The organism is Rhizobium sp. P1_E1, from assembly GCF_056406015.1.
The window spans coordinates 37,953-59,849 of the sequence record NZ_JBFUAY010000007.1 but is presented as its reverse complement, the minus strand read 5'-3'; the positions used below and the strand labels follow the sequence as shown (position 1 = coordinate 59,849).

General features: G+C 60.4%; 24 protein-coding genes. 11 read left to right on the top strand and 13 right to left on the bottom strand.

Going from position 1 to position 21,897, the window contains the following annotated elements:
* Window positions 1–63 precede the first annotated feature (63 nt).
* Window positions 64–474: a hypothetical protein gene (locus AC1D1Z_RS05030; RefSeq protein ID WP_446949763.1), complete on the top strand. Its 411-nt coding sequence runs from the start codon at window positions 64–66 to the stop codon at window positions 472–474.
* A gap of 196 nt (window positions 475–670) precedes the next feature.
* Here the strand turns inward: AC1D1Z_RS05030 and AC1D1Z_RS05025 are convergent, their stop codons facing one another.
* From AC1D1Z_RS05025 to AC1D1Z_RS05015, 3 genes are all read right to left on the bottom strand, one after another.
* Complete coding sequence (locus AC1D1Z_RS05025) at window positions 671–1,756, bottom strand: zinc-binding metallopeptidase family protein (RefSeq protein ID WP_222284563.1); 1,086 nt, start codon at window positions 1,754–1,756, stop codon at window positions 671–673.
* Between the two features lie 148 nt (window positions 1,757–1,904).
* Window positions 1,905–2,096 carry a CsbD family protein gene (locus tag AC1D1Z_RS05020; RefSeq protein ID WP_477849692.1) on the bottom strand — a complete coding sequence of 64 codons (192 nt, stop codon included), beginning with the start codon at window positions 2,094–2,096 and terminating at the stop codon, window positions 1,905–1,907.
* 98 nt (window positions 2,097–2,194) lie between these two features.
* Window positions 2,195–2,800, bottom strand: coding sequence for a YqgE/AlgH family protein (locus tag AC1D1Z_RS05015; RefSeq protein ID WP_018245102.1), 606 nt, complete (start codon window positions 2,798–2,800; stop codon window positions 2,195–2,197).
* A gap of 141 nt (window positions 2,801–2,941) precedes the next feature.
* Between AC1D1Z_RS05015 and AC1D1Z_RS05010 the strand changes: the two genes are divergently transcribed.
* Window positions 2,942–3,793 (top strand): protein-disulfide reductase DsbD domain-containing protein, encoded by an 852-nt coding sequence (locus AC1D1Z_RS05010; protein WP_018449284.1) that lies wholly within the window; start codon window positions 2,942–2,944, stop codon window positions 3,791–3,793.
* Between the two features lie 81 nt (window positions 3,794–3,874).
* Complete coding sequence (locus AC1D1Z_RS05005) at window positions 3,875–4,360, top strand: peroxiredoxin (protein WP_003557102.1); 486 nt, start codon at window positions 3,875–3,877, stop codon at window positions 4,358–4,360.
* A gap of 160 nt (window positions 4,361–4,520) precedes the next feature.
* Here the strand turns inward: AC1D1Z_RS05005 and pcaD are convergent, their stop codons facing one another.
* The 9 genes from pcaD to AC1D1Z_RS04960 all read right to left on the bottom strand — a co-directional run bounded on the left by pcaD (window position 4,521) and on the right by AC1D1Z_RS04960 (window position 13,139).
* Window positions 4,521–5,309, bottom strand: a complete 789-nt coding sequence (pcaD, locus tag AC1D1Z_RS05000) for a 3-oxoadipate enol-lactonase (RefSeq protein WP_477849689.1) — start codon at window positions 5,307–5,309, stop codon at window positions 4,521–4,523.
* A 197-nt stretch (window positions 5,310–5,506) separates the two neighbouring features.
* Entirely contained in the window at window positions 5,507–6,841 is a 1,335-nt protein-coding gene (locus tag AC1D1Z_RS04995; protein ID WP_477849687.1) for an MFS transporter, read from the bottom strand.
* Between the two features lie 39 nt (window positions 6,842–6,880).
* Window positions 6,881–7,669, bottom strand: coding sequence for a benzoate diol dehydrogenase BenD (gene benD / locus AC1D1Z_RS04990; protein WP_047622055.1), 789 nt, complete (start codon window positions 7,667–7,669; stop codon window positions 6,881–6,883).
* Entirely contained in the window at window positions 7,666–8,694 is a 1,029-nt protein-coding gene (gene benC, locus AC1D1Z_RS04985) for a benzoate 1,2-dioxygenase electron transfer component BenC (protein WP_477849684.1), read from the bottom strand. Before benC ends, benD begins: the two co-directional genes overlap by 4 nt.
* A gap of 41 nt (window positions 8,695–8,735) precedes the next feature.
* The gene (gene benB, locus AC1D1Z_RS04980; protein ID WP_018245108.1) at window positions 8,736–9,224 is read right to left on the bottom strand and encodes a benzoate 1,2-dioxygenase small subunit; all 489 of its coding nucleotides are present in this window, start codon (window positions 9,222–9,224) and stop codon (window positions 8,736–8,738) included.
* A complete protein-coding gene (locus tag AC1D1Z_RS04975; protein ID WP_477849682.1) occupies window positions 9,221–10,579 on the bottom strand; it encodes a Rieske 2Fe-2S domain-containing protein in 1,359 nt (452 codons plus the stop codon). Before AC1D1Z_RS04975 ends, benB begins: the two co-directional genes overlap by 4 nt.
* Before the next feature lie 106 nt (window positions 10,580–10,685).
* Complete coding sequence (gene catA / locus AC1D1Z_RS04970) at window positions 10,686–11,624, bottom strand: catechol 1,2-dioxygenase (protein WP_018245110.1); 939 nt, start codon at window positions 11,622–11,624, stop codon at window positions 10,686–10,688.
* A gap of 64 nt (window positions 11,625–11,688) precedes the next feature.
* Window positions 11,689–11,979 (bottom strand): muconolactone Delta-isomerase, encoded by a 291-nt coding sequence (catC, locus tag AC1D1Z_RS04965; RefSeq protein ID WP_018245111.1) that lies wholly within the window; start codon window positions 11,977–11,979, stop codon window positions 11,689–11,691.
* An 11-nt stretch (window positions 11,980–11,990) separates the two neighbouring features.
* Window positions 11,991–13,139 (bottom strand): muconate/chloromuconate family cycloisomerase, encoded by a 1,149-nt coding sequence (locus tag AC1D1Z_RS04960; RefSeq protein WP_130651854.1) that lies wholly within the window; start codon window positions 13,137–13,139, stop codon window positions 11,991–11,993.
* Between the two features lie 98 nt (window positions 13,140–13,237).
* Here AC1D1Z_RS04960 and AC1D1Z_RS04955 point away from each other — a divergent pair, with 98 nt between their 5' ends.
* Window positions 13,238–14,176: a LysR family transcriptional regulator gene (locus AC1D1Z_RS04955; protein ID WP_210067010.1), complete on the top strand. Its 939-nt coding sequence runs from the start codon at window positions 13,238–13,240 to the stop codon at window positions 14,174–14,176.
* Between the two features lie 204 nt (window positions 14,177–14,380).
* Here the strand turns inward: AC1D1Z_RS04955 and AC1D1Z_RS04950 are convergent, their stop codons facing one another.
* Window positions 14,381–15,517 carry an NADH-dependent flavin oxidoreductase gene (locus AC1D1Z_RS04950; protein WP_477849723.1) on the bottom strand — a complete coding sequence of 379 codons (1,137 nt, stop codon included), beginning with the start codon at window positions 15,515–15,517 and terminating at the stop codon, window positions 14,381–14,383.
* Between the two features lie 117 nt (window positions 15,518–15,634).
* Between AC1D1Z_RS04950 and AC1D1Z_RS04945 the strand changes: the two genes are divergently transcribed.
* From AC1D1Z_RS04945 to AC1D1Z_RS04915, 7 genes are all read left to right on the top strand, one after another.
* Window positions 15,635–16,531 (top strand): LysR family transcriptional regulator, encoded by an 897-nt coding sequence (locus AC1D1Z_RS04945; protein ID WP_477849678.1) that lies wholly within the window; start codon window positions 15,635–15,637, stop codon window positions 16,529–16,531.
* Window positions 16,532–16,739: 208 nt separating this feature from the next.
* Window positions 16,740–17,909, top strand: coding sequence for an aldo/keto reductase (locus tag AC1D1Z_RS04940; protein ID WP_477849676.1), 1,170 nt, complete (start codon window positions 16,740–16,742; stop codon window positions 17,907–17,909).
* A 214-nt stretch (window positions 17,910–18,123) separates the two neighbouring features.
* The gene (locus AC1D1Z_RS04935) at window positions 18,124–18,642 is read left to right on the top strand and encodes a cytochrome P460 family protein (protein WP_446981004.1); all 519 of its coding nucleotides are present in this window, start codon (window positions 18,124–18,126) and stop codon (window positions 18,640–18,642) included.
* A complete protein-coding gene (locus AC1D1Z_RS04930) occupies window positions 18,639–19,355 on the top strand; it encodes a DUF4405 domain-containing protein (RefSeq protein WP_477849674.1) in 717 nt (238 codons plus the stop codon). Before AC1D1Z_RS04935 ends, AC1D1Z_RS04930 begins: the two co-directional genes overlap by 4 nt.
* Window positions 19,356–19,447: 92 nt before the next feature.
* Window positions 19,448–20,287 (top strand): SDR family oxidoreductase, encoded by an 840-nt coding sequence (locus tag AC1D1Z_RS04925; RefSeq protein ID WP_477849672.1) that lies wholly within the window; start codon window positions 19,448–19,450, stop codon window positions 20,285–20,287.
* 35 nt (window positions 20,288–20,322) lie between these two features.
* Window positions 20,323–20,700, top strand: coding sequence for a DUF1330 domain-containing protein (locus AC1D1Z_RS04920; RefSeq protein WP_334542289.1), 378 nt, complete (start codon window positions 20,323–20,325; stop codon window positions 20,698–20,700).
* A gap of 96 nt (window positions 20,701–20,796) precedes the next feature.
* Complete coding sequence (locus tag AC1D1Z_RS04915; protein WP_334542291.1) at window positions 20,797–21,867, top strand: alpha/beta hydrolase family protein; 1,071 nt, start codon at window positions 20,797–20,799, stop codon at window positions 21,865–21,867.
* The last annotated feature ends 30 nt before the right edge of the window (window positions 21,868–21,897 follow it).

Genomic DNA, 21,897 nt, shown 5'->3' with positions numbered 1-21,897 from the left:
GGCTCTCTCGAGGTCAGACAGTGGCAAATGGCCCACGTAATTCAAGTGTTGCGGAAGGTGCACATGTCACTCAGCTTTAGGAGTCCGATCTATACCATTGCTATTTTCTGCTTTTTGATTGCGTTTGGCATGTATTGTGGTGCGAACACAGCTGTTGCGACCGAAAAACCGGTGCATAAATCCTTCGACGACCGGCCGATGTTGTGTGCCGCTTACTACGGCCATCTCGCTCAGGGATTCAAAGACAAGCGCGAGCCCAAGAAAGCGCAAGCGTATCAAGCCAAGTTTCGCATCTTATACGAGCGCGGCATCAAGAACATGATCGCTGGTGGGAGCACCAGAGATGAGGCACATACCATGACACAGAAATACGCAGATCTGCTTGGCGAACTGGCGCTCAAACAGGCTGCCGAGGTCCGTTCAATCGCTTCGATGTGTCAGCGCGAGTTTCCCGTCCCGACCATATGGAACTAGATGCGATTGAGTCCTGCAGCATGTTAGATCCGGGACGAGAGCCGACGACATAGCTTTCGAGAGGTGCACGTCGGCCAAATTAGTTTCGCGCCGAGCCGAAATTTTTGCAAGCTCCAGCAAAGCACCTCCCGCCAAAAATCTTGGTCGCCTTGAAAGCAGTCGAACTCGTAACCCGGTTCGGTAGCTTTCCAGCTCCTCAAGCCGCCTGCTGCTGCGGCGCCGTCGCGGCGCCCTGGATCAGCCGGTGCAGATATTCGAGTTTTGCCACGACGGGTGAGGACAGCACGAAGGGGTAGGAGTCCGGCTGCCCCATGCTGCGCTGGATGGCGTTGATCGCCAGGCTGAGCGGCACCCAGGCGCTGACCAGCTGTTCGGCGCTTCTTGCCCGGTAAGGGATGAAATCCACCTCGCCTGATATTTCCTCATGGCCGCGCGGATCGATGGCGATGCCGAAGGCGCGCGCCGTTTCGAGCGTATCGACGATATGGAGGTAATGCGCGAAGCATTCGGCGAAATCCTCCCAGGGGTGCGACGCCGCATAGGCGCTGATGAAATTGTCCGGCCATCCCAAGGGCGCACCGCCGGCATAATGGTTCTGGAGGGCCGTCGCATAGTCCTGCCGTTCGTCGCCGAAGACGGCGCGGAAATCGGCAAGGCCGCCCCGATCGCGCACCAGCTTGTTCCAGATGAAATGGCCGGCCTCGTGGCGGAAATGGCCAAGCAACGTGCGATAGGGTTCGTTCATCGAGCTGCGCGCCTGTTCGCGCGTCGCATCGTCGGCCTCTGCGGCGCGGATGGTGATCAGGCCTTCCTCATGACCGGTCATAGCAGGCACGACATAACCGTTGCTCTCTATCGAATCCTCGAGAAAATCGAAGACCAGGCCGCCTTGCGGGTCTTGATCCCGATCGGGATGCGGCAGCTTCCAGCGCAGCAGCGAATAAAACAGATGGCGCTGCGCCTGGCTGATGCGCCGCCAGCGGTCGATGCCGTCCTGGGTATCGGTGTTCGGAACCAGCCGGTTATGGCGGCAGGCAACGCAGAATTCACTCTCGCCGTCACCGTCCACCAGCCAGTTGCAGATGTCGAGGCCGGCATTGGCGCAGAAGCGGACGTCGCGATCGGGATTGGAAACGAGCTGCCAGAGTATCTCGTCGCGCGGTTCCAGCGCATGCATCGCCAGATCGCCGGGCAGGAAGCCGAGGCGATGGTTGCAGCGCACGCATCGCCGGTTGTCGAAGTGGACGACCTGATCGCAGTTGTCGCAGGCAAAAAGTTTCATCGTATCTATCTCTGCAGAGCATGAGGGTGACGGATTAAAAATGCCTGCCGCGCGAGGGCGCAGCAGGCATGGTGATAAAGGATGAGCGTCTACTGCGCATTCCTTAAAGCGGAATCACAGCGTCCTTTGCGCGTCTTGGTGCTGTCGCTCAGAGCCGATCGACGGCGCCCTTGAGCTTGTCCTTGACCTTGCCGGTTGCGACTTGTCCCTTGCCMTTGGCTTCCTGGACGGCGCCCTTGGCCTGCATCTCGCGATCGTCCGTCGCCTTGCCGACGGCCTGCTTGGTCTTGCCGGCAATTTCGTTTGCCTTACCGGAAATCTTGTCGCTGGTGCTACCCATAAGTGATGTCTCCTTGGTCGGCATGGGCCTTTTGTCCATGCTTGCCGAAATGAAACGTCACTCTTGGCTATTCGTTCCCGCTGCCGTCAGGCCAGCTCTCAAGCATGGCCGGCTTCGGCCGAAAGCATCGCAGCGGTCACGCCCATGCCGGCGAGCGCCCGCTCGTATTTGTCGTCGAGGCTGCGGTCGAAGATCAGTTCCTCGTTGGCCGGGCAGGTGAGCCAGCCATTGTTGACGACCTCGCTTTCGAGCTGGCCGGCCGACCAGGAGGAATAACCGAGCAGCATTGTCGCCCGCGTCGGCCCATTGCCCTTGGAGATGGCGCGCACGATATCGAGCGTCGCCGTCAGGCAGATGTCGTCGCTGACGGGAATGCTGGAGTCGCTGGAATAATCGTCCGAATGCAGCACGAAACCACGGCCGCTTTCCACCGGGCCGCCGGTCTGGATCGGAAAGTCGCGCGCCCGCTTCGGCAGCACGATCGAATCTTCCTGCTTGATCATGTCGAGATGCAGCAGCACATCGGTAAAGGTGAGGCTCTGTGGCCGGTTGATGACGAAGCCCATGGCCCCGGCATCCGAATGCGCGCAGATGTAGATGACGGTGCGCGCAAAATTGCGGTCTTCCATGCCCGGCATGGCGATGAGGAACTGGCCATCGAAGAAGCCACGTTCCCGTCTGTTCTTCAGCGTCAATAAGGACATCGTTCCTCCTGCTGCTAGACCGCACAAAGGCCTCGACAAAAGAAACATGGGCCAATGTCACACATCAATCAACTGAAAATGAAGATTTAAATCGCCGCGGCTTCTGGCGGCGAAACAGCACATTCGGTAAACCTTTGTTCCATGATGATTATTTCCTCAGGCCCGTGCAGGCTTTTAATCGCGGTTGTGTCGGTGGTCGCAGCCCTTGTGCCGTTTTATTCCGCCCATGCGGAAATGAGCGCCTGGGCGGACAACGAGGGCGGCCGCATGCGCCTCGTGGCGCTCGCGCCCGATGCCGGCGGCAAAATCCGCGCCGCCCTTCAGATCGAGCCGAAACCCGGCTGGATCACCTATTGGAAAGAGCCCGGCGGCAATGGCATTCCGCCCCAGATCACCATCGCGGCGGGCAGTGGCGTCACGCTCGATGCCATCGCCTATCCCGTTCCGAAGCATTTTTTCAACGGCACGGTCGAGGATATCGCCTATGACACGCCGGTGACGCTGCCGCTGTCACTGACGGCGGCCGGCAAAGACCCGGTTACGATCGACGCTGCCGCCTTCATCGGCATCTGCAGGGATATCTGCATTCCCTTCCAGGCGAATTTTCAGCTGAAGCTTGGCCCCGCCATCCAGTCGCACCCGCAAGAGGAGGCGATCCTTCAGGCCGCCGATGCGAAGCTGCCGAAGCCGCCGTCGCAGGATTTCGACGTAATCGCGCATGCGATGTCGCCCGATAGGAAGACGCTGTCTTTGACACTCGCTCTGCCGGGCGGGGGGGCGGGCGAGGGGAAGAGCGCGCCCGATATCATCGTCACCGGCCCGAGCGGCCATGCCTTCACCAAGCAGATCGGCGGCAAGCGCGACGGCGCCACTTTCAAGGTCGATGTCGCTATCGGCAAACTGCCTGAAAATTACGACATATCCGGCAAGCGCTGGGGCGTACTGGTCATCGACGGCGAAAGGGCGATGGAGACCACTCTTGCCTTTCAATGACCGGGTCTTATAGTCGCCGCAGATCCCCTGCGGCGCCTGCCGCCAAGCAGAACCCCCAAAGCCAGAACCAAGGAGAAGACCATGACCATCGCGATCGGCGACAAGCTTCCTGCCGCCACCTTCAAGGAAAAGACGGCTGACGGCCCGGTTGAAATCACCACCGATCAGCTCTTCGCCGGCAAGCGCGTCGTGCTCTTTGCCGTGCCGGGCGCCTTTACGCCGACCTGCTCGCTGAACCACCTGCCGGGTTATCTCGAAAATCGCGACACCATCCTTGGCAAGGGCGTCGACGATATCGCCGTTGTATCAGTCAACGACTGGCACGTGATGGGCGCCTGGGCGCAATCATCCGGCGGCATGGGCAAGATCCACTTCCTCGCCGATTGGGATGCCGGCTTCACCAAGGCTGTCGGCCTCGACGCCGACCTCTCCGCCGGCGGCCTCGGCCTCCGCTCCAAGCGCTATTCGATGCTGGTGGAAGACGGCGTGGTGAAGGCCCTCAACGTCGAGGAAAGCCCCGGCCAGGCAACGGTCTCGGGTGCTGCCGCGATGCTGGAACAGCTCTGAGCGTTCATCGCTGACGTTATGAAGGGGCGGCCGTTCGGTCGCCCCTTTTCAGTTGTGTCGGTGCTCAACGATGGACCAGGTTATGCCAGGGCGTGCAAAACGGTCTTAGAACCGACCGGTGCGCAAAAATCGACATGCTTCCCTTCGCCTTTCCGAACTATCAATCGTCGAGAAACTCGCTCAGCGCAGCATTGAACGCCGATGCCGACTCCAGGTTGACGATATGCCGCCCAGGCAAGGACAGATGACGGCCCTGCCGCACACGAACGGCGATGCTCTCCAAATCGGACGGCGGACATACCGGGTCTTCTTCACCGGAGACGGCAAGCAAGGGGTTGGCGATCCGTGCGATGTCTTGCTGCAAATCAGTGTTGGCCAGCGCCGCGCAGCAGCCAATATAGCCATCAACCGTTGTCGCGGTGAAACGGTCGAGAATGTCGCGCACCATGCCGGGTTGGCTGGCGTTGAACGCCGGGGTGAACCAGCGTTCTGCGGTGGCAGCTGTGAGCCCGCCAAGGCCGTATTCCCGCACGGCCGCCATGCGCGCGCCCCAGCTTTCGGCGGTGCCGATCTTGGCGGACGTCGCACACAAAAGAATTTTGTCCAGACGGTGTCCGGCATGAATGCCCAGCCACTGTCCGGTCAGGCCGCCGATCGACAGACCGCAGAAATGCGTCCGCTCTATCTCCAGCGCATCGAGCAGCGCAAGGACATCATTGCCGAGGTCTGACAGCGCATAGGGCGGCGGCGGGGCCGACGACAGGCCGTGGCCGCGGCGGTCATAACGCAGCACGCGATAGTGCTGCGACAATGCGGCCGCCTGCGCATCCCACATGTGCAGGTCGGTTCCGAGCGAATTGCAGAACATGAGCCACGGTTTGCCGGCCGCACTCCTGTCGCCGTCGATGCGATAGTGCAGGCGGTGGCTTGCGAGATCGAGATAGGGCATGGCTTGAGGACTTTCGGTGTTTGAAAATGGCTGGAGGCAATGTCCCGACGATCCGGCCGAACCCTCCTATCCCGATGACGAAGGTCGCCGCAGTCGCGACGCGAAGGCGCCGACGGCCACATCGGGATGGCCGTCGGCGGAAGCATGACGCTGACCTGCGGGTATGTTCTGTCCGCCCGCCGTCAGCGTACCGACCCTCATGCTGCGGCGAGCAGGACGGCGTCGACGCGGCGGGCGTTGCTGATCGCGAAGACCAGCATGGCGAGCGCCGAGACGGCCGCGGGGATCGCGAAGATCAGGAAGTTCTGCTGCAGCGGCAGCTGTTGGGCCAGAAGCACACCGCCGAGGGTCGGACCGACAATGGCGCCGATACGGCCCACACCGGAAGCCCAGCCCAGCCCCGTCGACCGGACGGAGAGGTTATAGAGCTGCGCGACGCTCGCATAGAGCAGGATCTGCGTGCCGATGGTGGTGGCACCGGCGATGAAGATCGTCAGGAACAGCAGCCCAGCCGGCAGGTTGAAACCAATCAGCGCGATCGACAGGGCGGCAGCCACGAAGAAGCCGACGACAACCTTCGGCAGGCCGAACCGGTCGCCCAGCCAACCGCCGGCGATGGCCCCGACCATGCCGCCAAAATTGAGCGAGAACAGGCTCACGAGGCTCGCTCTTTCGGCATAGCCGGCTTCCTGCAGCACTTTCGGCAGCCACGACGACAGCAGATAAACAAGCAGCAGGCAGCAGAAGAACGCCACCCAGAGCATCAGCGTGCGCAACGTGCGCTGGTGGCGGAACAATTCGGCGACCGATGCGGACGCACCCTTGGATTCGGTGAAGACCAGCATGTCGTCGTTGCCAAGGCGGGCAGACGGATCGATCTTCGCATAGATCCGTCTGGCTTTCTCCTGCTGCCCCTGGCGGATCAGAAAGCCAAGGGATTCGGGCAACTTCCAGAGCACAAGCGGCAGCATCAGCAACGGCAGGGCGGCGATGAAGAACATGGGCTTCCAGCCATATTGCGGGATCATGCCGATGCCGAGCCCGGCGGCAACCATGCCGCCGACCGAGTAGCCGGAGAACATCAGCGCGACGATGGTGCTGCGGAGGCGCTTGGGGGCATATTCGTTCATAAGCGCCACCGCGTTGGGCATCAGTCCGCCGCAGCCGAGACCGGCGATGAAGCGAAAGATTTTGAACTGGTCGGGCGAACTGGCGAAACCGGTCAGAAGGGTGGAAGCGGTGAACAGCACGAAGCTGATCGCAATGCCCTTCTTGCGCCCGATCCTGTCAGCCAGGGAGCCAAAAGCCAGGGCGCCGAACATCATCCCGAACAGCGCCCAGGCCTGCAGCGCGCCGGCCTGTGGTTTGGTCAGGCCCCATTCCGCAATCAGCGTCGGCAGCACGGTGCCGGCGACGAAGACGTCATAACCGTCGACGATCAGCAGCAGCGCGCAGAGCGCCACCACCGACCACTGAAACCTTCCGAATGGATTGTTGTCTATCGCTTCATTCACATCGATAGCGCGCATCATGGCTCCTCCCTGAGTTTCTACGCAGTCAGTATTGAGATGTCAGCCGGTATCGCCCCCGGCCACCGGCAGCACGCTGCCGGTGATGTAGGACGCTTCATCCGAGGCGAGGAACAGGATTGGTGCTACCTGTTCCTCGATGGTCCCGTACCGCTTCATGAAACTGGATTGCTTCACCTGGCCGACGACGTCTGTCATCCAGGCCTTCTCCGCGTCCGTATCGCCCGCGACATTGCGCGGAATCCGACGCGGCGGCGCTTCCGTGCCGCCTGGTGCGGTGGCGACCACGCGGATGTTGCGCTCCGCCAGTTCCATGGCAAGCGACTGGGTGAGGGCGTTCACGCCGCCCTTGGCTGCCGAATAAGGCACACGATGGATGCCGCGCGTTGCATTCGACGATACGTTGACGATGGTACCGCCGCCGCGCGCGAACAGATGCGGCAGGACGGCGTGGCAGCAATAGAGTGTCGGCATCAGCGAGCGGCGGATCTCCGCGTCGATCTGCTGCGATCCGAATTCCGCAAAGGGGCGCATCCGGATGGCGCCGCCGACATTGTTGATCAGGATGTCGATGCCACCGAAGCGTTGCTCGGCGAAGCGCATCGCCGAAGCCGCGCCTTCATAGCTCTCCAGATCGGCATTGAAGGCGGCGGTTTCGGCGTCTCTGGCTTCGGCTGCAATCTCCGTCACGAAATCGGCGCGGTCGACGAACAGCACCCTGCCACCCTCTGCCGCGGCGCGGATGGCCACGGCGCGGCCGATGCCCTGCGCGGCGCCGGTGACGACAAGCACCTTGCCGTCAAACCGACCGGCGAAGCGCGGCGCGCTCATGCAGCCTCCTTCTCCGCCGCATTGGGCGTGAACTTTTCGTATTGGAAGCTGTTGGGCTTCACGCCGTTGTCGTCGAAATGCTTGCGCACCGCATCGACCATTGGCGGGGGGCCGCAGAGATAGACGTCGACATCGCCGCCATGAAGCAGCTCGGCCGGCATATGTTGCGTAACCCATCCCTTACGAGGATGGCTCGAGGCCTCCTCGGCCACCACCGTGGTGAAGCTGAAGTTGGGCAGGCGCGTGGCATAGGCCGCGAACTCGTCGACGAGAACCAGATCGAGATCGCGCGTCACGCCATAGATCAGATGGATTTTCTGTTCCGATCCAGCGCGGGCAAGAACCTCGAGCATCGAGAGGAACGGTGCAAGGCCGGTGCCTCCGGCTAAAAACAAAAGCGGCCTGCGCACATCCCGCAGATAAAAGCTGCCGAGGGGGCCGGTCAGATTGAGCCTRTCGCCGGCCTGTGCGTCGGCGAGCCAGCTGCTCATCAACCCACCCGGGATCTTCTTGATCAGGAAGCCGATGCGTTGCTCGCCGGGCGCCGTGCTGAACGAATAGGAACGGCTCTGGCCGCTGGCCGGCACATCGATGTTGACATACTGGCCGGGCAGGAAGGAGGGAGACGCCCCAGTGTCCACGTCCAGTTCCAATACGATCGCCGCATCGTTGTGCGGCGTCACCTTCGCCACAGTGGCGGCGAATTTCTGCTGCCCGGTTTTGCAGGCCGTCGATGTCGTCGGTACAGCGATGACGCAGTCCGACGTCGGCTTCATCTGGCAGGTCAGCACGAGGCCGCGCTCCGCCTCGTCGGCCGTCAGCGCGTCATCGATATAGTCGTCGCCGAGATCGTAGAAACCGCTTTCGGCGCGACATTTGCAGGTTCCGCACACGCCGTCGGAGCAATCCATCGGCAGGTTGATCTTGTTGCGGAAGGCGGCATCGAGAACCTTCTCGCCGTCCTTGCATTCGACGAACCGGGTGACCCCGTCCTCGAAGTTCAATGCGATCCTGTAGCTGGCCATGGAGCCCTCCTCATCAATCCCCTGCCGGCCGGCGACGCCTGTCAAACGTGATAGACGTCGATAACCTGGCGGATGTAGTCGTTCTTCAACACGATCTTCTTGCGCGCGATCAGCAGTGCGTCGTCGTCCTTGCGCAGCGTGGCGAACATGGTGCCGAAGAAGTGGTCAGTTACCTTGTAGCGATGGTTCAACGTGTGGAAGTTGTAGCGCACGTCGACTTCGTCGCCCCGATGCGCCAACACTTCGACATTGGTGACATTGTGGCTCGTGCGCGGTTCCGGCGTGGAAGCGCCGGAGCGCTCGGTCTTGATGCGGAATACCCGGTCTTCCAGGCCGTCGCGGTTCGGATAGTAGATCAGCGAAATCTGCGACTGCGGGTCTTCGGTAATCCGGTCGTCGTCATCCCAGGCCGGCATCCAGTAGGTCACGTCGGGTGCATAGCAGGTCAGCCATTCGTCCCACTCGCGATCGTCCAGGAGCCGCGCTTCCCGATAGAAGAACGCGCAGATGGCGTCATAGGAAATGCTCATGCGACAACTCCGTTCTTTTCAGCGGACAGCGCCTGGCGCATCACCTTGGCCCAGTATTCGTGCTGGCGGACGAACAGGCCTTCGTCCTCGCTGCGCTCGCCGGACAGCAGCGGCTCGATGCCCATCTGCTTGGCGTTTTCGTCCGGACCGTCGATCCACAGCGGCGCGCCCCGCGACAGGTCGTTCCAGAGCGCTGCGGTGCCGGCATAGCCGGCCTGGCAGGCGCGGAATTCCTCCAAATCGTCGGCCGTGCCCATGCCGGACACGTTGAAGAAATCTTCATATTGGCGGATACGGAGCTGGCGATCAGCCTCGCTTTCGCCCTTCGGCGCAAAGCAGAAGATGTTGATTTCGGTCTTGTCGACACTGATCGGGCGGGTCACGCGGATCTGCGTGCTGAACTGGTCCATCAGGAATACATTCGGGTAAAGGCAGAGGTTGCGGGTCTGGTTGACGATGAAATTCGCCTTCTCGGCACCGACGCGCTCCGCGATCTCGTCTCGCTGGTCGTAGACCGGACGCACCTCGGGGTTCATGGTGTTGGTCCACAGCAGGATGTGACCGTTCTCGAAACCATAGACACCCGCGACGGAACGGCTCCAGCTGTTGGCGTCGACGGCCTTCGTGCCCTCTTCCTTGCGCCGCCCCATCGTCGCGGCATAGTTCCAGTGGACGGAGCTGACGTGATAGCCGTCGCAGCCATTTTCCATCTGCAGCTTCCAGTTTCCGTCGTAGATGTAGGACGAATTGCCCCGCAGCACTTCAAGCCCGTTCGGCGCCTGGTCGACGATCTGGTCGATGATAACCTTCGTCTCGCCGAGATAGTCCTCGAGCGTCGCGACCGCATCATTCAGGCTGCCGAACAGAAAGCCCCGATAATTCTCGAACCGGGGAACGCGCTTGAGGTCGTGCGAACCGTTCTGCGCGAACTGAGGCGGATACTGGGTGGTTTTCTCGTCCTTGACCTTGAGCAGCTTGCCGGTGTTGGAAAAGGTCCAGCCGTGGAAGGGGCAGGTGAAGCTGCCCTTGTTGCCGTGCTTGCGGCGGCACAGCATCGCGCCACGGTGGGCACAGGCGTTGATGACCGCGTGCAGTTCACCGTTCTTGTCGCGGGTGATGACGACCGGCTGCCGGCCGATATAGGTCGTGTAATAATCGTTGTTCTCTGGGATTTGACTCTCATGGGCCAGATAAACCCAGTTGCCTTCGAAGATATGCTTTATCTCCAGCTCAAAGAGGTCTTCGTCGGTGAAGATGTCCCGGCGGCAACGGAATAGACCGGCTTCCTTGTCGTCCTGCACGGCAGTGGCGAGCAGATGATCGAGTTCTCTTGCTTTGTCGATGATCGCAGACATGGCTTCTCTCCCGCAAAGTGCGCGGTAACCGGCGCAACCCTTGCAACAGTGTCGATGATGACGATGATATGCGGGCTGGCGGCTATTCAGCCGCCGCCCTTGCCGTTTACGCGGCGGCGCGTTTGCGCTGTTCGTTGATCTGGTTGTCGATGCCATCCACCAGAGCGGTCAGATGGATGTCGAACGTGATCTCGGCGAACGGGCCGCTCAGACCATTGGCCTTGATGCTGGCCTCGTCGCTGCGCTCGATCACGGCCGGAACCAGGCCGTCTCGCGTCGCATAGGCAAAATCATCATTGACCAGCGGATCGCCTTCGATGTTGATCTGGGTCGTCAGCTTGCGATGGCCGTCGGCGCTGATGAAGAGGTGGATATGCGCCGGGCGCTGGCCATGGCGGCCGAGGGCGGAAAGCAACTGTTCCGTCGGGCTGCCCGGTGGCACGCCATATCCGTGCGGCACGATGCTCTGGAATTTGTAACAGCCCTTTTCGTCGGTCACGATCGTGCGGCGCATGTTGAACGGCGCCTGCTTGCCGGTCGGGTCGAAGTGTGAATAGAACCCGCGGGTGTCACAATGCCAGACTTCGACAGTCGCACCCGGCTGCGGCTTGCCGTCAGAACCATAGACGGTGCCGTGCATGATCAGTGTGTGACCATTGGCGTCGGTGCCGTCATCGAGACGGGCAAAGCCATGACTGACCGGTGCGCCGGCCACATAGAGCGGCCCCTCGATCGTGCGCGGCGTCGGGTTTTCGATGCCGAGCGCCTCATCGATCGCGTCGAGGCGTTCGTCGAGGAAATGATCGAGACCGAGACCGGGCGAGATCAGGCCGGCCTGGCCGGCGGCGCCGATCTCATTGAGCCAGGCAATGCCGGTCCAGTATTCGTCGGGGGTGATGTCGAGATCATCGATCGCCTTGAACAGGTCGGACATGATCCGATGGACGATGAGTTTGACGCGCGGATTGCCGCCGTCCTTGTCGAGGCCGCTCAGGACGCTCAGAAAATCCTGAATGTCGGGCCTGCCGAAAATCTTCACGCTCATTTTTTCCTCCTCTTGCATTGTTCAGAAAGTCGATGCGGCTCCCGTTCCCGCGCCGAACACGGCGCTAGGTATCGTCCTCGCGGATCGCCGAGGGATGCCGCAGCAGCGGCGTTACTTCGATGTCCATGAACTTGAACAATGGCAGCCCCGACAGGATCTCGTGCAGCTCCGTATTGTCCTTCACGTCGAAGATGCTGTAGTTCGCGTATTCACCGGCGATGCGCCAGATATGCCGCCATTTGCGGCTGCGCTGCAGTTCGTGCGAATAGGCCTTTTCCCGAGCGATGATCTCCGCCGCCTCCGCCGAGGGGAGATCATGGGGAATATTCACATCCATCCTCACATGGAAAAGCATGGTCGCCTCCCTTATCCGGCAATGCTGATCGTCTTGCGCATCCTGCCTCGAACAAAGAACGCCACACGATCCTCGTCCAGTTCGATCCCCAGTCCCGGTCCCTGGGGAACGGTCAGTTCGAAATCGCTGTAATCCAAGGGCGTGGCGAGGATCTCTTCCGTCAGCAGCAGCGGACCAAAGAACTCCGTGCCCCATTGCAGATCCTTCACGCCGGCCATCAACTGCGCGGCAGCGATCGTGCCGATCGGCCCTTCGAGCATGGTGCCGCCATAGACACCGATGCCGGCCGTCTCGGCGATGGCGATGACCTTGGCGGCGGCGAACAGGCCGCCCGCCTGCTCGATCTTGATCGAGAATACGTCGGCTGCGTGCGCCGTCACCGCTTCGAGTGCGCTTTCGGGACCGACAAGCACTTCATCGGCCATCATCGCGATCGGTGACACTCGCGTCAGCCGGGCAAGCGGCGCGACGCCGCCCACCGGCTGCTCGACCAATACGCAACCCGCATCGCTGAGTGCCGCAATCGCATTGCGCGCCTCGCGCTCCCGCCAGGCCATGTTCACGTCGACACGAACCGAGGCCATGTCCGGCAGCGCCTTGCGTATGGCAGCCACGTGGCGGATATCCTCCTTGATCGACTTGACGCCGATCTTCAGTTTGAAGTCCTTGTGGCGACGTCGGTCGAGCAGCGCCTGCGCCTCATCGATGTCCTTTGCGGTATCTCCGGATGCGAGCGTCCAGGCAACCGGCAGTTTCTCACGACGTCGGCCGCCGAGCAGTTCCGACATCGGCACGCCGAGCCGGCGGGCCTGGCAATCCAGCAACGCGGATTCGACGGCGCATTTGGCAAAGTGATTGCCCTTTACCGCCTTCCGGACGCGATCCATCGTCGCCTGTACGCGCGTCGGATCGCAGCCGAGGAGCAGGGGCGCGATATATTCGTCGATCGTGAGTTTCATGCCTTCCGGGCTCTCCGGTCCGTAGGCAAGTCCGCCAATGGTCGTGCCTTCACCCAGGCCTTCGATCCCATCGGAGCAGCGAACACGCACGATCGTCATGCTCTGGCGGTTCATGGTGACCATCGAGAGCGTGTGCGGCCGGATGGTCGGCAGATCGAGTATAGTAGCCTCGATGGAAACGATCCGAATTTCCGCACGCACCGCGCTTCCTCCCTTTATTTGCAGGAAGGTTAGCCCTCGTTTAAGGTAAGGTCCAAGACCATATAAGTCGAAATCTATACCTTGGAGGTATAATAGGAATGGAGCTGCGCCAACTCCGCTACTTCGTGGCGGTCGCCACCGAGCGCAATTTCTCGCGCGCGGCGGAAATTCTCCACATCGCGCAGCCGCCGCTCAGCCGGCAAATCCAGCAGCTGGAGGAGGAACTGGGCGTCAACCTGATCGACAGGTCCAAGCGGCCGCTGAGCTTGACGGAGGCGGGACGGTTCTTCTTCGACCAGGCTTCGCAGATCATGGCCCGGCTCGAGCACATCCGTGATCAGACCCAGAGAATAGGAAAGGCCCAGCGCGAACGGTTCGTCATCGGCTGCGTCGGCTCCACCCTCTATGGAGGCATGCCGGATCTCGTCAGACGCATGCGGCAGCGCTGGCCTGATCTCGATATCGAGATCCGGGAAATGATGTCGACGGAACAGGTGACTGCGCTCAAGGAGCGACGCATCGATCTGGGTTTCGGCAGGGTGCGCTTCAATGACAGGGAAGTCGAACGGCTGACGCTCCGAGAGGAGCGGCTTGTCGTCGCCTTCCCGAAGAGCCATGCCAAATCCATCGCCAAGGAGCCCATAGGGCTTTGCGAGCTGGAGGGGGAATCCCTGATCATCTATCCCTCGACGCCCCGGCCAAGCTTTGCGGACGAGACGCTGAACCTGCTCGGCGAGATCAACGTCAATCCCGGACATGTCGAGGAGGTTCGCGAAATCCAGACGGCGCTGGGCATGGTCGCAGCCGGCGCCGGCCTGTGCATCATTCCCGCGGCCTCGCAGCGCCAGCGACCGGACGATGTCTGCTATCGCATGATTGCCGACGAGAGGGCGACCTCACCCATCATCATGAGCTACCGGCGCAACGAAGCCGGCGGCCGGATCGAATTGATAAAGCAGATTATCCGCGAAATGTATGCCGACAATCCCCCCTGGCTCCAGCTCTCCAATGTCCGTCTGGACGCGCTCGAGAGTTAGGCAGGCCTGCGCTTCGGCCTGCTGCCATCCACTCACTTCCGGGTGCAGCAGTTCGAGCCCCAGGGAGGCGCGCCCGACTGGCATGCCGGGCCGAACGATCTGTTGGCAGAAGGCGGCAAACAGTTCCTTGACGCCGTTATGAGGCGCGCCATTTGCCAGCCAGCGTGCGATATCTTCCATCCTCTCCGGCCTCGCTTCGCAAGGTTAAGTTCGGATTTCGAACCAGCCCGCCGTGGCACGAATGATGTTCCAGAGTTTGACTGGAAGCGTGATCTCCGAAACCGTGAGTGGGCTGAGCGCAATGTCGATTTCATGACTTCTTTGGTTCTGGGCGAGTTCAACCCATTCCGGATTCATCACCAGCCCCTGGCCGACGGCGACGAGCGACAGGCCAAATTCGAGGGCCCTTTCGGCCTCATCGGGTTTTCTGATTTGGCCGGCGGCGACGACGGGTATACGGCCCTCGACGCGCTCGGCAATGAGCTCAGCGATGGAACGGCCGCCGGCATCGTGGATAGGTTTGGCATGAAGCACGCTCGAGAGCGACACGTGCATATAGTCCACACCGGCGACGACGAGGCGATCAATCAGTTCGCAGGTGTCACTGAGCCGAAGGCCACCTTCATCAGATTCCTCTGGCGAGATCCTGTAGCCGAGCAGAAAGGGCCGCTTCGCGTGCGTATCGATGATCCGCTTGACCTCTTGAGCGACGGCGAGCGGAAAGCGCATGCGGTTCTCCGGCGAACCGCCCCATTGGTCTTCTCGCTGGTTAGATAGCGGCGAGAAGAAATTCTGAATCAGGAACCCGTGCGCCCCATGCAACTCGATGCCGTCGAAGCCTGCCTCGATTGCCCGGCGTGTGGCCTCGCCGAAAGCAGCCACGACAGCCAGGATTTCATCGTGAGTTAGCGCGCGCACTGTCATGTTGCCAGTGTTGAACGCACCCGCAGCAGCCTTGACGGCGCTGGCGCTGACGATCTCGCCCCCTGGAACCAGTTCGGGCACGGCTTTGTTGCCGGCGTGGAAGATCTGGAGGATCGCCGGCGCGCCGCCACTCTTGGCCGCCCCTGCCAGGCGGCGCAGGCTCGGCGTGAAGCTATCGTCGCAAGAAGCAAACTCGCCCGTGAAGCCGACACCATTCGGCATGACGTGGGTGCAACCGGTAATCACCAGGCCGACGTCCTTTGCTCTGCGACGGTAATACGCGACCTCTTCGTCAGAGACCGTTCCGTCCTCATTGCCCGACCATGTCGTCATGGGGGCCATGACAATCCGGTTGCGAAGGGTGATCCCCTTGGCGAAAGCGAACGCGTCGAAGAGTTTCGGTTGTGTCTTGCTCATGATCTCGTCGTCCTCGCGCCGCTCCAACAGCATGCGGTGTCGAGCAACTAAATAATGGAGGACAGGCATGCCGATTAGCCGCTATAATCTGCATGAACTTAGAAATGGAGTTTATGAATGAGAAAAGGTGATTTCAGCGAGCTGGCGGCATTCATCACCGTCGTGGAGGAGGGAAGTTTCACGCGCGCGGCCGCAAAGCTTGGCCTCTCCCAGTCCGCACTCAGCTATGCTGTGCGAATGCTCGAGCGACGTCTGGATGTGCGGTTGATTTCACGGACGACGCGCAGCCTTTCGACGACAGAGGCGGGAGAACGGCTGTTTCACAGCCTGCGTCCCGCATTTGATCACATCGACAGCGAGATTGCCGCGCTCACCGCCCTTCGCGACAAGCCCGCAGGCACGATTCGCATCACCACCTTTCGGCATGCCGCCCGGATGGTGCTCTGGCCCGCATTGCTGAAGCTCGCGCCCGAGTATCCGGACATCGTCGTTGAGATCAATGTCGACGAAGGGCTCACCGACATTGTCGCTGGCCGATTTGACGCGGGCATACGGCTCGGCGAACAGGTCGAGAAGGACATGGTCTCGGTGCGGGTGAGCCCCGAGGTTCGAATGGCGGTTGTCGGATCGCCCTCCTATTTCGCCAACCGTAAGCGCCCGGAAACGCCACGTGACCTGAACAGTCACGCTTGCGTCAGCTATCGGCAGAGCAGGGGAGGCGGTCTCTATGCCTGGGAGTTCGAGCGTGACGGCATTGAGCTGGAGGCGCGCGTCAGCGGATCGCTTATTCTCAATGACAATGAGATGCTGGAAAACGCGGCCCTTGACGGACTGGGGCTTGTTTATGTCTTCGAAAGTCAGGTTTCTCACCATGTGGCCGAGGGACGGTTGATCCGTGTTCTGGAAGACTGGTGTCCGCCATTCCCAGGCTATCACCTCTACTATCCAAGCCGGCGGCAACACACCCCGGCCTTCTCCCTCCTGGTCGAGGCACTCCGTTGCCGGGGACCGTAACGGCATTCATCAATCCCATTTCTAACCCCATGCAGAAAATGGGGCCTAATCGCTGGTGCTGCGCTGCTTATCTCACCTCACGAGGACGGGCGCAAAATCACTGTGCCGGCGAGGTGATCGAGATCGCCTGAGTGCAAGCTGGCCTGGCACGGCTCGTCCCTCCTTCGATGAAAAGACGGCTCTGCCGCTAAAGTTCAGGAGACGACCTATGGACAAAAACAAGCCAAATGCGGGTTCCAATGCCAACGAGCATCCGGGCGTTGCTCGCCGCGACTTCTTGATCAACTCGGCGCTCGCCGGGGCAATGTTGACCGTCGCATCGCCGGCCTGGGCCGCTTCGTCGGATCAGCCCCAGGTAACCAAAAGCACGCCCCAGGCAGGACAAGCCCAGATGAAAACCCGGAAACTCGGAACGTTGGAAGTCTCGGAAATGGGAGCTGGATGCATGAGCATCAGCGCCAATTATGGACCGGCCGCCTCGACTGCCCAAGGCATCGACACCATCCGCGCCGCCCACGAAAAAGGCGTTACATTATTTGATACCGCCGAAGTCTATGGGCCGTATACGAGCGAAGAGCTTGTCGGAGAAGCGTTGGCACCGATACGCGATCAGGTGAAAATCGCCACCAAGTTCGGCTTTGCAATTGACGGCACGGCCGGGCTGAACAGTCGTCCGGAACGGATCAAGCAGGTGGCGGAGGCCTCGCTCAAACGTCTGAAAACCGATCGCATCGATCTCTTCTATCAGCATCGCGTCGACCCCAACGTACCGATCGAAGATGTGGCTGGTGCGATCAAGGAGCTGATCCAGGAAGGCAAGGTTCTGCACTTCGGTCTCTCGGAGCCGAGCGCCGGGACAATTCGCCGGGCACATGCCGTCCAGCCTGTGACGGCGGTCCAGACCGAATACTCCGTGATGGAGAGGAGCCCGGAACACAATGGCGTTCTCGTAGCATGTGAGGAGCTTGGCATCGGCTTCGTCCCGTGGGGTCCCATGGGAATGGGTTATCTCACAGGCAAAATCGACGCGAGCACACGGTTCGACCCGAAGACCGATCTGCGCTCGACATTCGACCGCTTCAGCCCTGAAAACCTGGCAGCCAATTTGCCGTTCGTCGCGTTGTTGAAGCAGTTCGCCGAAAAGAAAGGTTCAACGCCCTCTCAGATTGCCCTGGCGTGGCTGCTGGCGCAGAAGCCGTTCATCGTTCCTATCCCAGGCACGCGCAATATCGATCATCTGAATGAGAACCTGGCTGCACTTCGGGTCGAGCTGACGCCTGACGACCTCCGCGAGTTCGGGACTGCCCTCGCGGCGCTGACCGTGCATGGCGGACGTATGAACGAAATGCAAATGGGTCTGGTTGACCAAACAACCTAAAGCGCGTCGCGATCTTTCCGACCTCCAGGCGCCGCGCGTTTTTCAGACGCGCGACGCTGCAGCACTTTGAATTGCTGCAGCAATTTGGCGGATTAAGAAGCCCGCTTTCTAAGCCCATGCAAATACCGCCGCCTAATCTGATCGGCTTCGCCGGACTACGGTGTCGTCGATTGTCCGTGTCAAATCCCGCTCCGGTAAACCAAGGGAATCCTCTATGGCTGACGCCAGATCCAAAAAATCCAATGAACCATTCGCCGCGATCCAACGTCTTGTCGTGACCGTGGCCGCTATCGTCTTCAGCGTCTTCGGCCCATTCAGCTCTTCGGCAATGGCGCAGGCAACCGGAAACCGAGCAACCTTCCCAAAGAATTTCGATGAGTATGTCCACTATGCGACCTACGACCGTGGCTCTTCCAGGGAGGAAGCGTTTGCAACGCGCGAAACTCTGGAGATCGCGAAGTCCGGCCGATCGCTGCCGCCCGGCACGCAATTGGTCCTGGGCATCTGGGCTGACTACAAGCTCACCGGCTATTTCGTCATGGAGAAAGGTGTGGATTGGGGTCTCAGCGTCCCGGAGGAGCAGCGCACCGGAGACTGGCATTTTCAGCAGTTCGATACCAACATGCAGGTCAGTCGGACCGCGTTCGCCGAGCGATGCCAATCGTGCCACGGGTCGCAGGCAGATAATGACTTCATGTTCACGACCGACAGAATGCGGGCTTACGTCCCTTGAAGCCGCTGTTTCTCTTGCGGTTGATCCTCGATGTCTTGGCGTCCGGCCTGTTGCTGGCCGCTCTGGCTTACAACTGGCTCGGCAATGCGGCACACGAGATAATCGGCACAGGCATGTTCCTGCTGCTGATCAGCCACAACATTTTCAACCGCCGTTGGTACGGCATGATCACGCAGGGCTGGCGCGAACCGCGCGGTATCGTCGCCAGGGTGATCAATCTCTCGCTGCTGATCACCATGCTGACCTTGCTGGTAACCAGCATAATCATCTCACAGACTGTCTTTGGTTTCCTGTCTTTGACCGGCACCTTCACCTTGCGCCAGATCCACGCGTCGGCGGCTTATCTGGCGCTGCTCATGGCTTCCCTTCACCTGGGCCTGCACTGGTCGATGATCATCGGCGTGGTGAGCAGCAGGTTCGGCATGACGGCCGAGGGCAGACTGCGGACGCTTGTTTTGCGTGTGGTCGCCATCACTGTCGCCGTCTATGGCGTTCAGAGCTTGCTCACGATCGATGTCGGATCAAAATTGTTCATGCAAATGAGCTTCGACTTTTGGGATTTCCAGACTGCGACGCCGGCCTTTTTCCTGCATCACATAGCGATCATCGGGCTTTTCGTGTTTATCACCCACTATGGCCTGAAGCTGATCAGGGGCCGAAAGCGCCGGACGCGTACTGTCGGCCATAAAGCAGTTGAACGCGGGTCTATTTAGAAACCCGCTTTCTAGCTTCATGCAAATTATGCATTCTAATCAAATAGACCGAGCGCATCTATCTTCCTGTCTGTCGAAACAGGGAGTTAAGCGTGAGCAAAGTTTGGTTCATCACAGGCGGGAGCAGCGGCATCGGCGCCGGGGTCGCCAGAGCGGCATTGAAGGCTGGCGACAAGGTCGTTGCCACCTCCAGAAATCTCGACAAGTCCCGTGATGCCTTGCGCGACGTTGCTGGTGACGATCTTGCGTTCATCAAGTTGGACGTGACCAGCGAAGCACAGGTCAATGCTGCTGCAGAAGACGCCGTCGCGCGATTCGGACGCATTGACGTCGCGGTGAACAATGCTGGCTATTGCCTGCTCGGCAACTTCGAAGAGCAGAGCCTTCCCCAGATCGAAGCCCAGTTTGCCACTAATTTTTATGGCGTTGTGCATGTCGTGCGCGCCGTGCTTCCGGTCATGCGCAAGCAGCGGTCGGGGCACATCATCAACATCGGCGCCGCAGCCGGCGTCATTGGCCTGAAACACTGCGGTGCCTATTCAGCCACCAAGTTCGCGATCGAGGGTCTGGCGTTTTCCGTCGGGATCGAGGTCGAGCCATTCGGCGTCAAGTTCACGACCGTCGAACCCGGAGCCTTTCGCACGGATCTGCTGGACAGCCAGAATGTTCGGTACGTTCCCAGAAGCGGCATCGAAGACTATGCCGGCGATGCAACATCCGAGGCCACCTGGTCGAGCTTCCATGGCGTGCAACCTGGCGATCCCGACAAGCTCGGCGCGGCCGTCGTCACCGTCGCCGCCATGGAAAATCCGCCGAAGATATTCGTCGCCGGAACGGATGCGATCGCCATGATCGCGCCCGGCATAGAAAGCCGTCTCCGCGACATGCGAACCCATGACGAGCTGTCCAGATCGACGGACGGATCTCTCTGATCATCCTCAACTCAAAAACCAAAGGACCCGACACAATGAAGAAGATCGCTTTCGGTGCGGCTGCCGCCATCGCCTTGACCCTCACCACGACCGCCTTTGCCCAGGATTCGCAGGCCCCCGGCTACATGATTGCGAATTATACGATCAAGGATCAGGCCGGCTACAACAAATATATGGAAGAGGCCGGTCCGCTCGCTCCGAAATTCGGCGGCAAGATCATCGTGTTCAATCTGAATGCGACGGCGGTGGAAGGCGAACCGAAAAAGGTCATGGCCATCGCCGAGTTCCCAAGCGTGGCTGACGCGCAGCGCTTCTACAATTCTCCGCAGTACACGGCCGCGCGGAAATTTCGCGTCGCCTCGACCGAAGGCTCGGTGATCATCACCGAAGGCTTCGTTCCTCCCAAGCAGTGAACGCGGACAGTGGCAGAGGGTGCCGACACCCCTATCCGGTGCCCTCCGCCTCAAATGTCCCGATAACGCAACGTCTCAAGCAAACAGGAGCCTGATATGGCCAAGCAAACTGATACGATCGTTTCACCGGAAGGTGCTTTCAACAGCCGCCGCCAACTTCTGAAAGCCAGCGCGGCACTCGCGACGCTGCCTCTCATGGCAGCGGCCGCGACCAGCGCGCAGGCCGCAGATACCAAGGCGGCCACGGCTGCGACAGCGCCGGATGCAAACTCCGAAGCGTTCATCAACGGCATGGCCGACCTGATGGCGCATTCGACGCGCACACCGGTTCTGCGGTGGCCGAACGAATACGGCATGGATTATGAGGAAATCTTCTTCCCGGCGATGGACGGCATCACCATCGAGGGCTGGTTCATTCCAGCCGCCGGCTCCGACAAGTTGCTCATCATGAACCACCCGATGCCTTGCAATCGCTACGGCTATCCGGGGCATCTGGCGCCCTGGCAGGACTTTGGCGGCTTCGAGGTGAACTTCCTGCCGGAATACAAGATCCTGCATGACGCAGGTTACAGCATCATCACCTATGACATGCGCAACCATGGCCGCAGCGGCACCGGAAGCGGCGGCATCAATGCCCATGGTACGCTGGAATATCGTGACGTGATCGGATCGCTGCGTTACGCCAAATCGCGGCCCGACACCAAGGACATGAAGACGGCCCTCTACAGCCGTTGCCTGGGCGCCAACTCTACCATCGTCGGCATGCACAAGCACCCGGAAGAGTTCACCCACATCAAGGCGATGATTGCATTGCAGCCGGTAACGCCTGCCGTCTTTGTCCAGACAGCGATGGAAAATCAAAAAATCGCCAACGGTGTCGAGCTGTTTGATGCCGCCTACTACAAGCGGACCGGCTATCATCTCTCAGACGTCTGGCCGATGGAATATGCCAAGTCGGTGACGGTTCCGACATTGGTCGCGCAGGTCCGCGACGATTTCTTGACCAAGCCGTCTAATGTTCAGGAGATCTACGACACGATTTCCTCAAAGGATAAGAAGCTTTTCTGGATAGAAGGCACGGACCAGCGTTTCCAAGGCTACAATTATTTCGCGAAGAACCCGCAACTGGTGCTGGACTGGTTCGCCACTCACATCAACGTCGCCTAAACGCAGACGTCCTCACCTTTAAACAGGATC

Excerpts from the sequence above, each read along its gene's own strand:
- AC1D1Z_RS05030 (WP_446949763.1), top strand. The coding sequence starts at position 64 with ATGTCACTCAGCTTTAGGAGTCCGATCTATACCATTGCTATTTTCTGC.
- AC1D1Z_RS05025 (WP_222284563.1), bottom strand. The coding sequence starts at position 1,756 with ATGAAACTTTTTGCCTGCGACAACTGCGATCAGGTCGTCCACTTCGAC.
- AC1D1Z_RS05015 (WP_018245102.1), bottom strand. The coding sequence starts at position 2,800 with ATGTCCTTATTGACGCTGAAGAACAGACGGGAACGTGGCTTCTTCGAT.
- AC1D1Z_RS05010 (WP_018449284.1), top strand. The coding sequence starts at position 2,942 with ATGATGATTATTTCCTCAGGCCCGTGCAGGCTTTTAATCGCGGTTGTG.
- AC1D1Z_RS05005 (WP_003557102.1), top strand. The coding sequence starts at position 3,875 with ATGACCATCGCGATCGGCGACAAGCTTCCTGCCGCCACCTTCAAGGAA.
- pcaD (WP_477849689.1), bottom strand. The coding sequence starts at position 5,309 with ATGCCCTATCTCGATCTCGCAAGCCACCGCCTGCACTATCGCATCGAC.
- AC1D1Z_RS04995 (WP_477849687.1), bottom strand. The coding sequence starts at position 6,841 with ATGATGCGCGCTATCGATGTGAATGAAGCGATAGACAACAATCCATTC.
- benD (WP_047622055.1), bottom strand. The coding sequence starts at position 7,669 with ATGAGCGCGCCGCGCTTCGCCGGTCGGTTTGACGGCAAGGTGCTTGTC.
- benB (WP_018245108.1), bottom strand. The coding sequence starts at position 9,224 with ATGAGCATTTCCTATGACGCCATCTGCGCGTTCTTCTATCGGGAAGCG.
- AC1D1Z_RS04975 (WP_477849682.1), bottom strand. The coding sequence starts at position 10,579 with ATGTCTGCGATCATCGACAAAGCAAGAGAACTCGATCATCTGCTCGCC.
- catA (WP_018245110.1), bottom strand. The coding sequence starts at position 11,624 with ATGAGCGTGAAGATTTTCGGCAGGCCCGACATTCAGGATTTTCTGAGC.
- catC (WP_018245111.1), bottom strand. The coding sequence starts at position 11,979 with ATGCTTTTCCATGTGAGGATGGATGTGAATATTCCCCATGATCTCCCC.
- AC1D1Z_RS04955 (WP_210067010.1), top strand. The coding sequence starts at position 13,238 with ATGGAGCTGCGCCAACTCCGCTACTTCGTGGCGGTCGCCACCGAGCGC.
- AC1D1Z_RS04950 (WP_477849723.1), bottom strand. The coding sequence starts at position 15,517 with ATGAGCAAGACACAACCGAAACTCTTCGACGCGTTCGCTTTCGCCAAG.
- AC1D1Z_RS04945 (WP_477849678.1), top strand. The coding sequence starts at position 15,635 with ATGAGAAAAGGTGATTTCAGCGAGCTGGCGGCATTCATCACCGTCGTG.
- AC1D1Z_RS04940 (WP_477849676.1), top strand. The coding sequence starts at position 16,740 with ATGGACAAAAACAAGCCAAATGCGGGTTCCAATGCCAACGAGCATCCG.
- AC1D1Z_RS04935 (WP_446981004.1), top strand. The coding sequence starts at position 18,124 with ATGGCTGACGCCAGATCCAAAAAATCCAATGAACCATTCGCCGCGATC.
- AC1D1Z_RS04920 (WP_334542289.1), top strand. The coding sequence starts at position 20,323 with ATGAAGAAGATCGCTTTCGGTGCGGCTGCCGCCATCGCCTTGACCCTC.
- AC1D1Z_RS04915 (WP_334542291.1), top strand. The coding sequence starts at position 20,797 with ATGGCCAAGCAAACTGATACGATCGTTTCACCGGAAGGTGCTTTCAAC.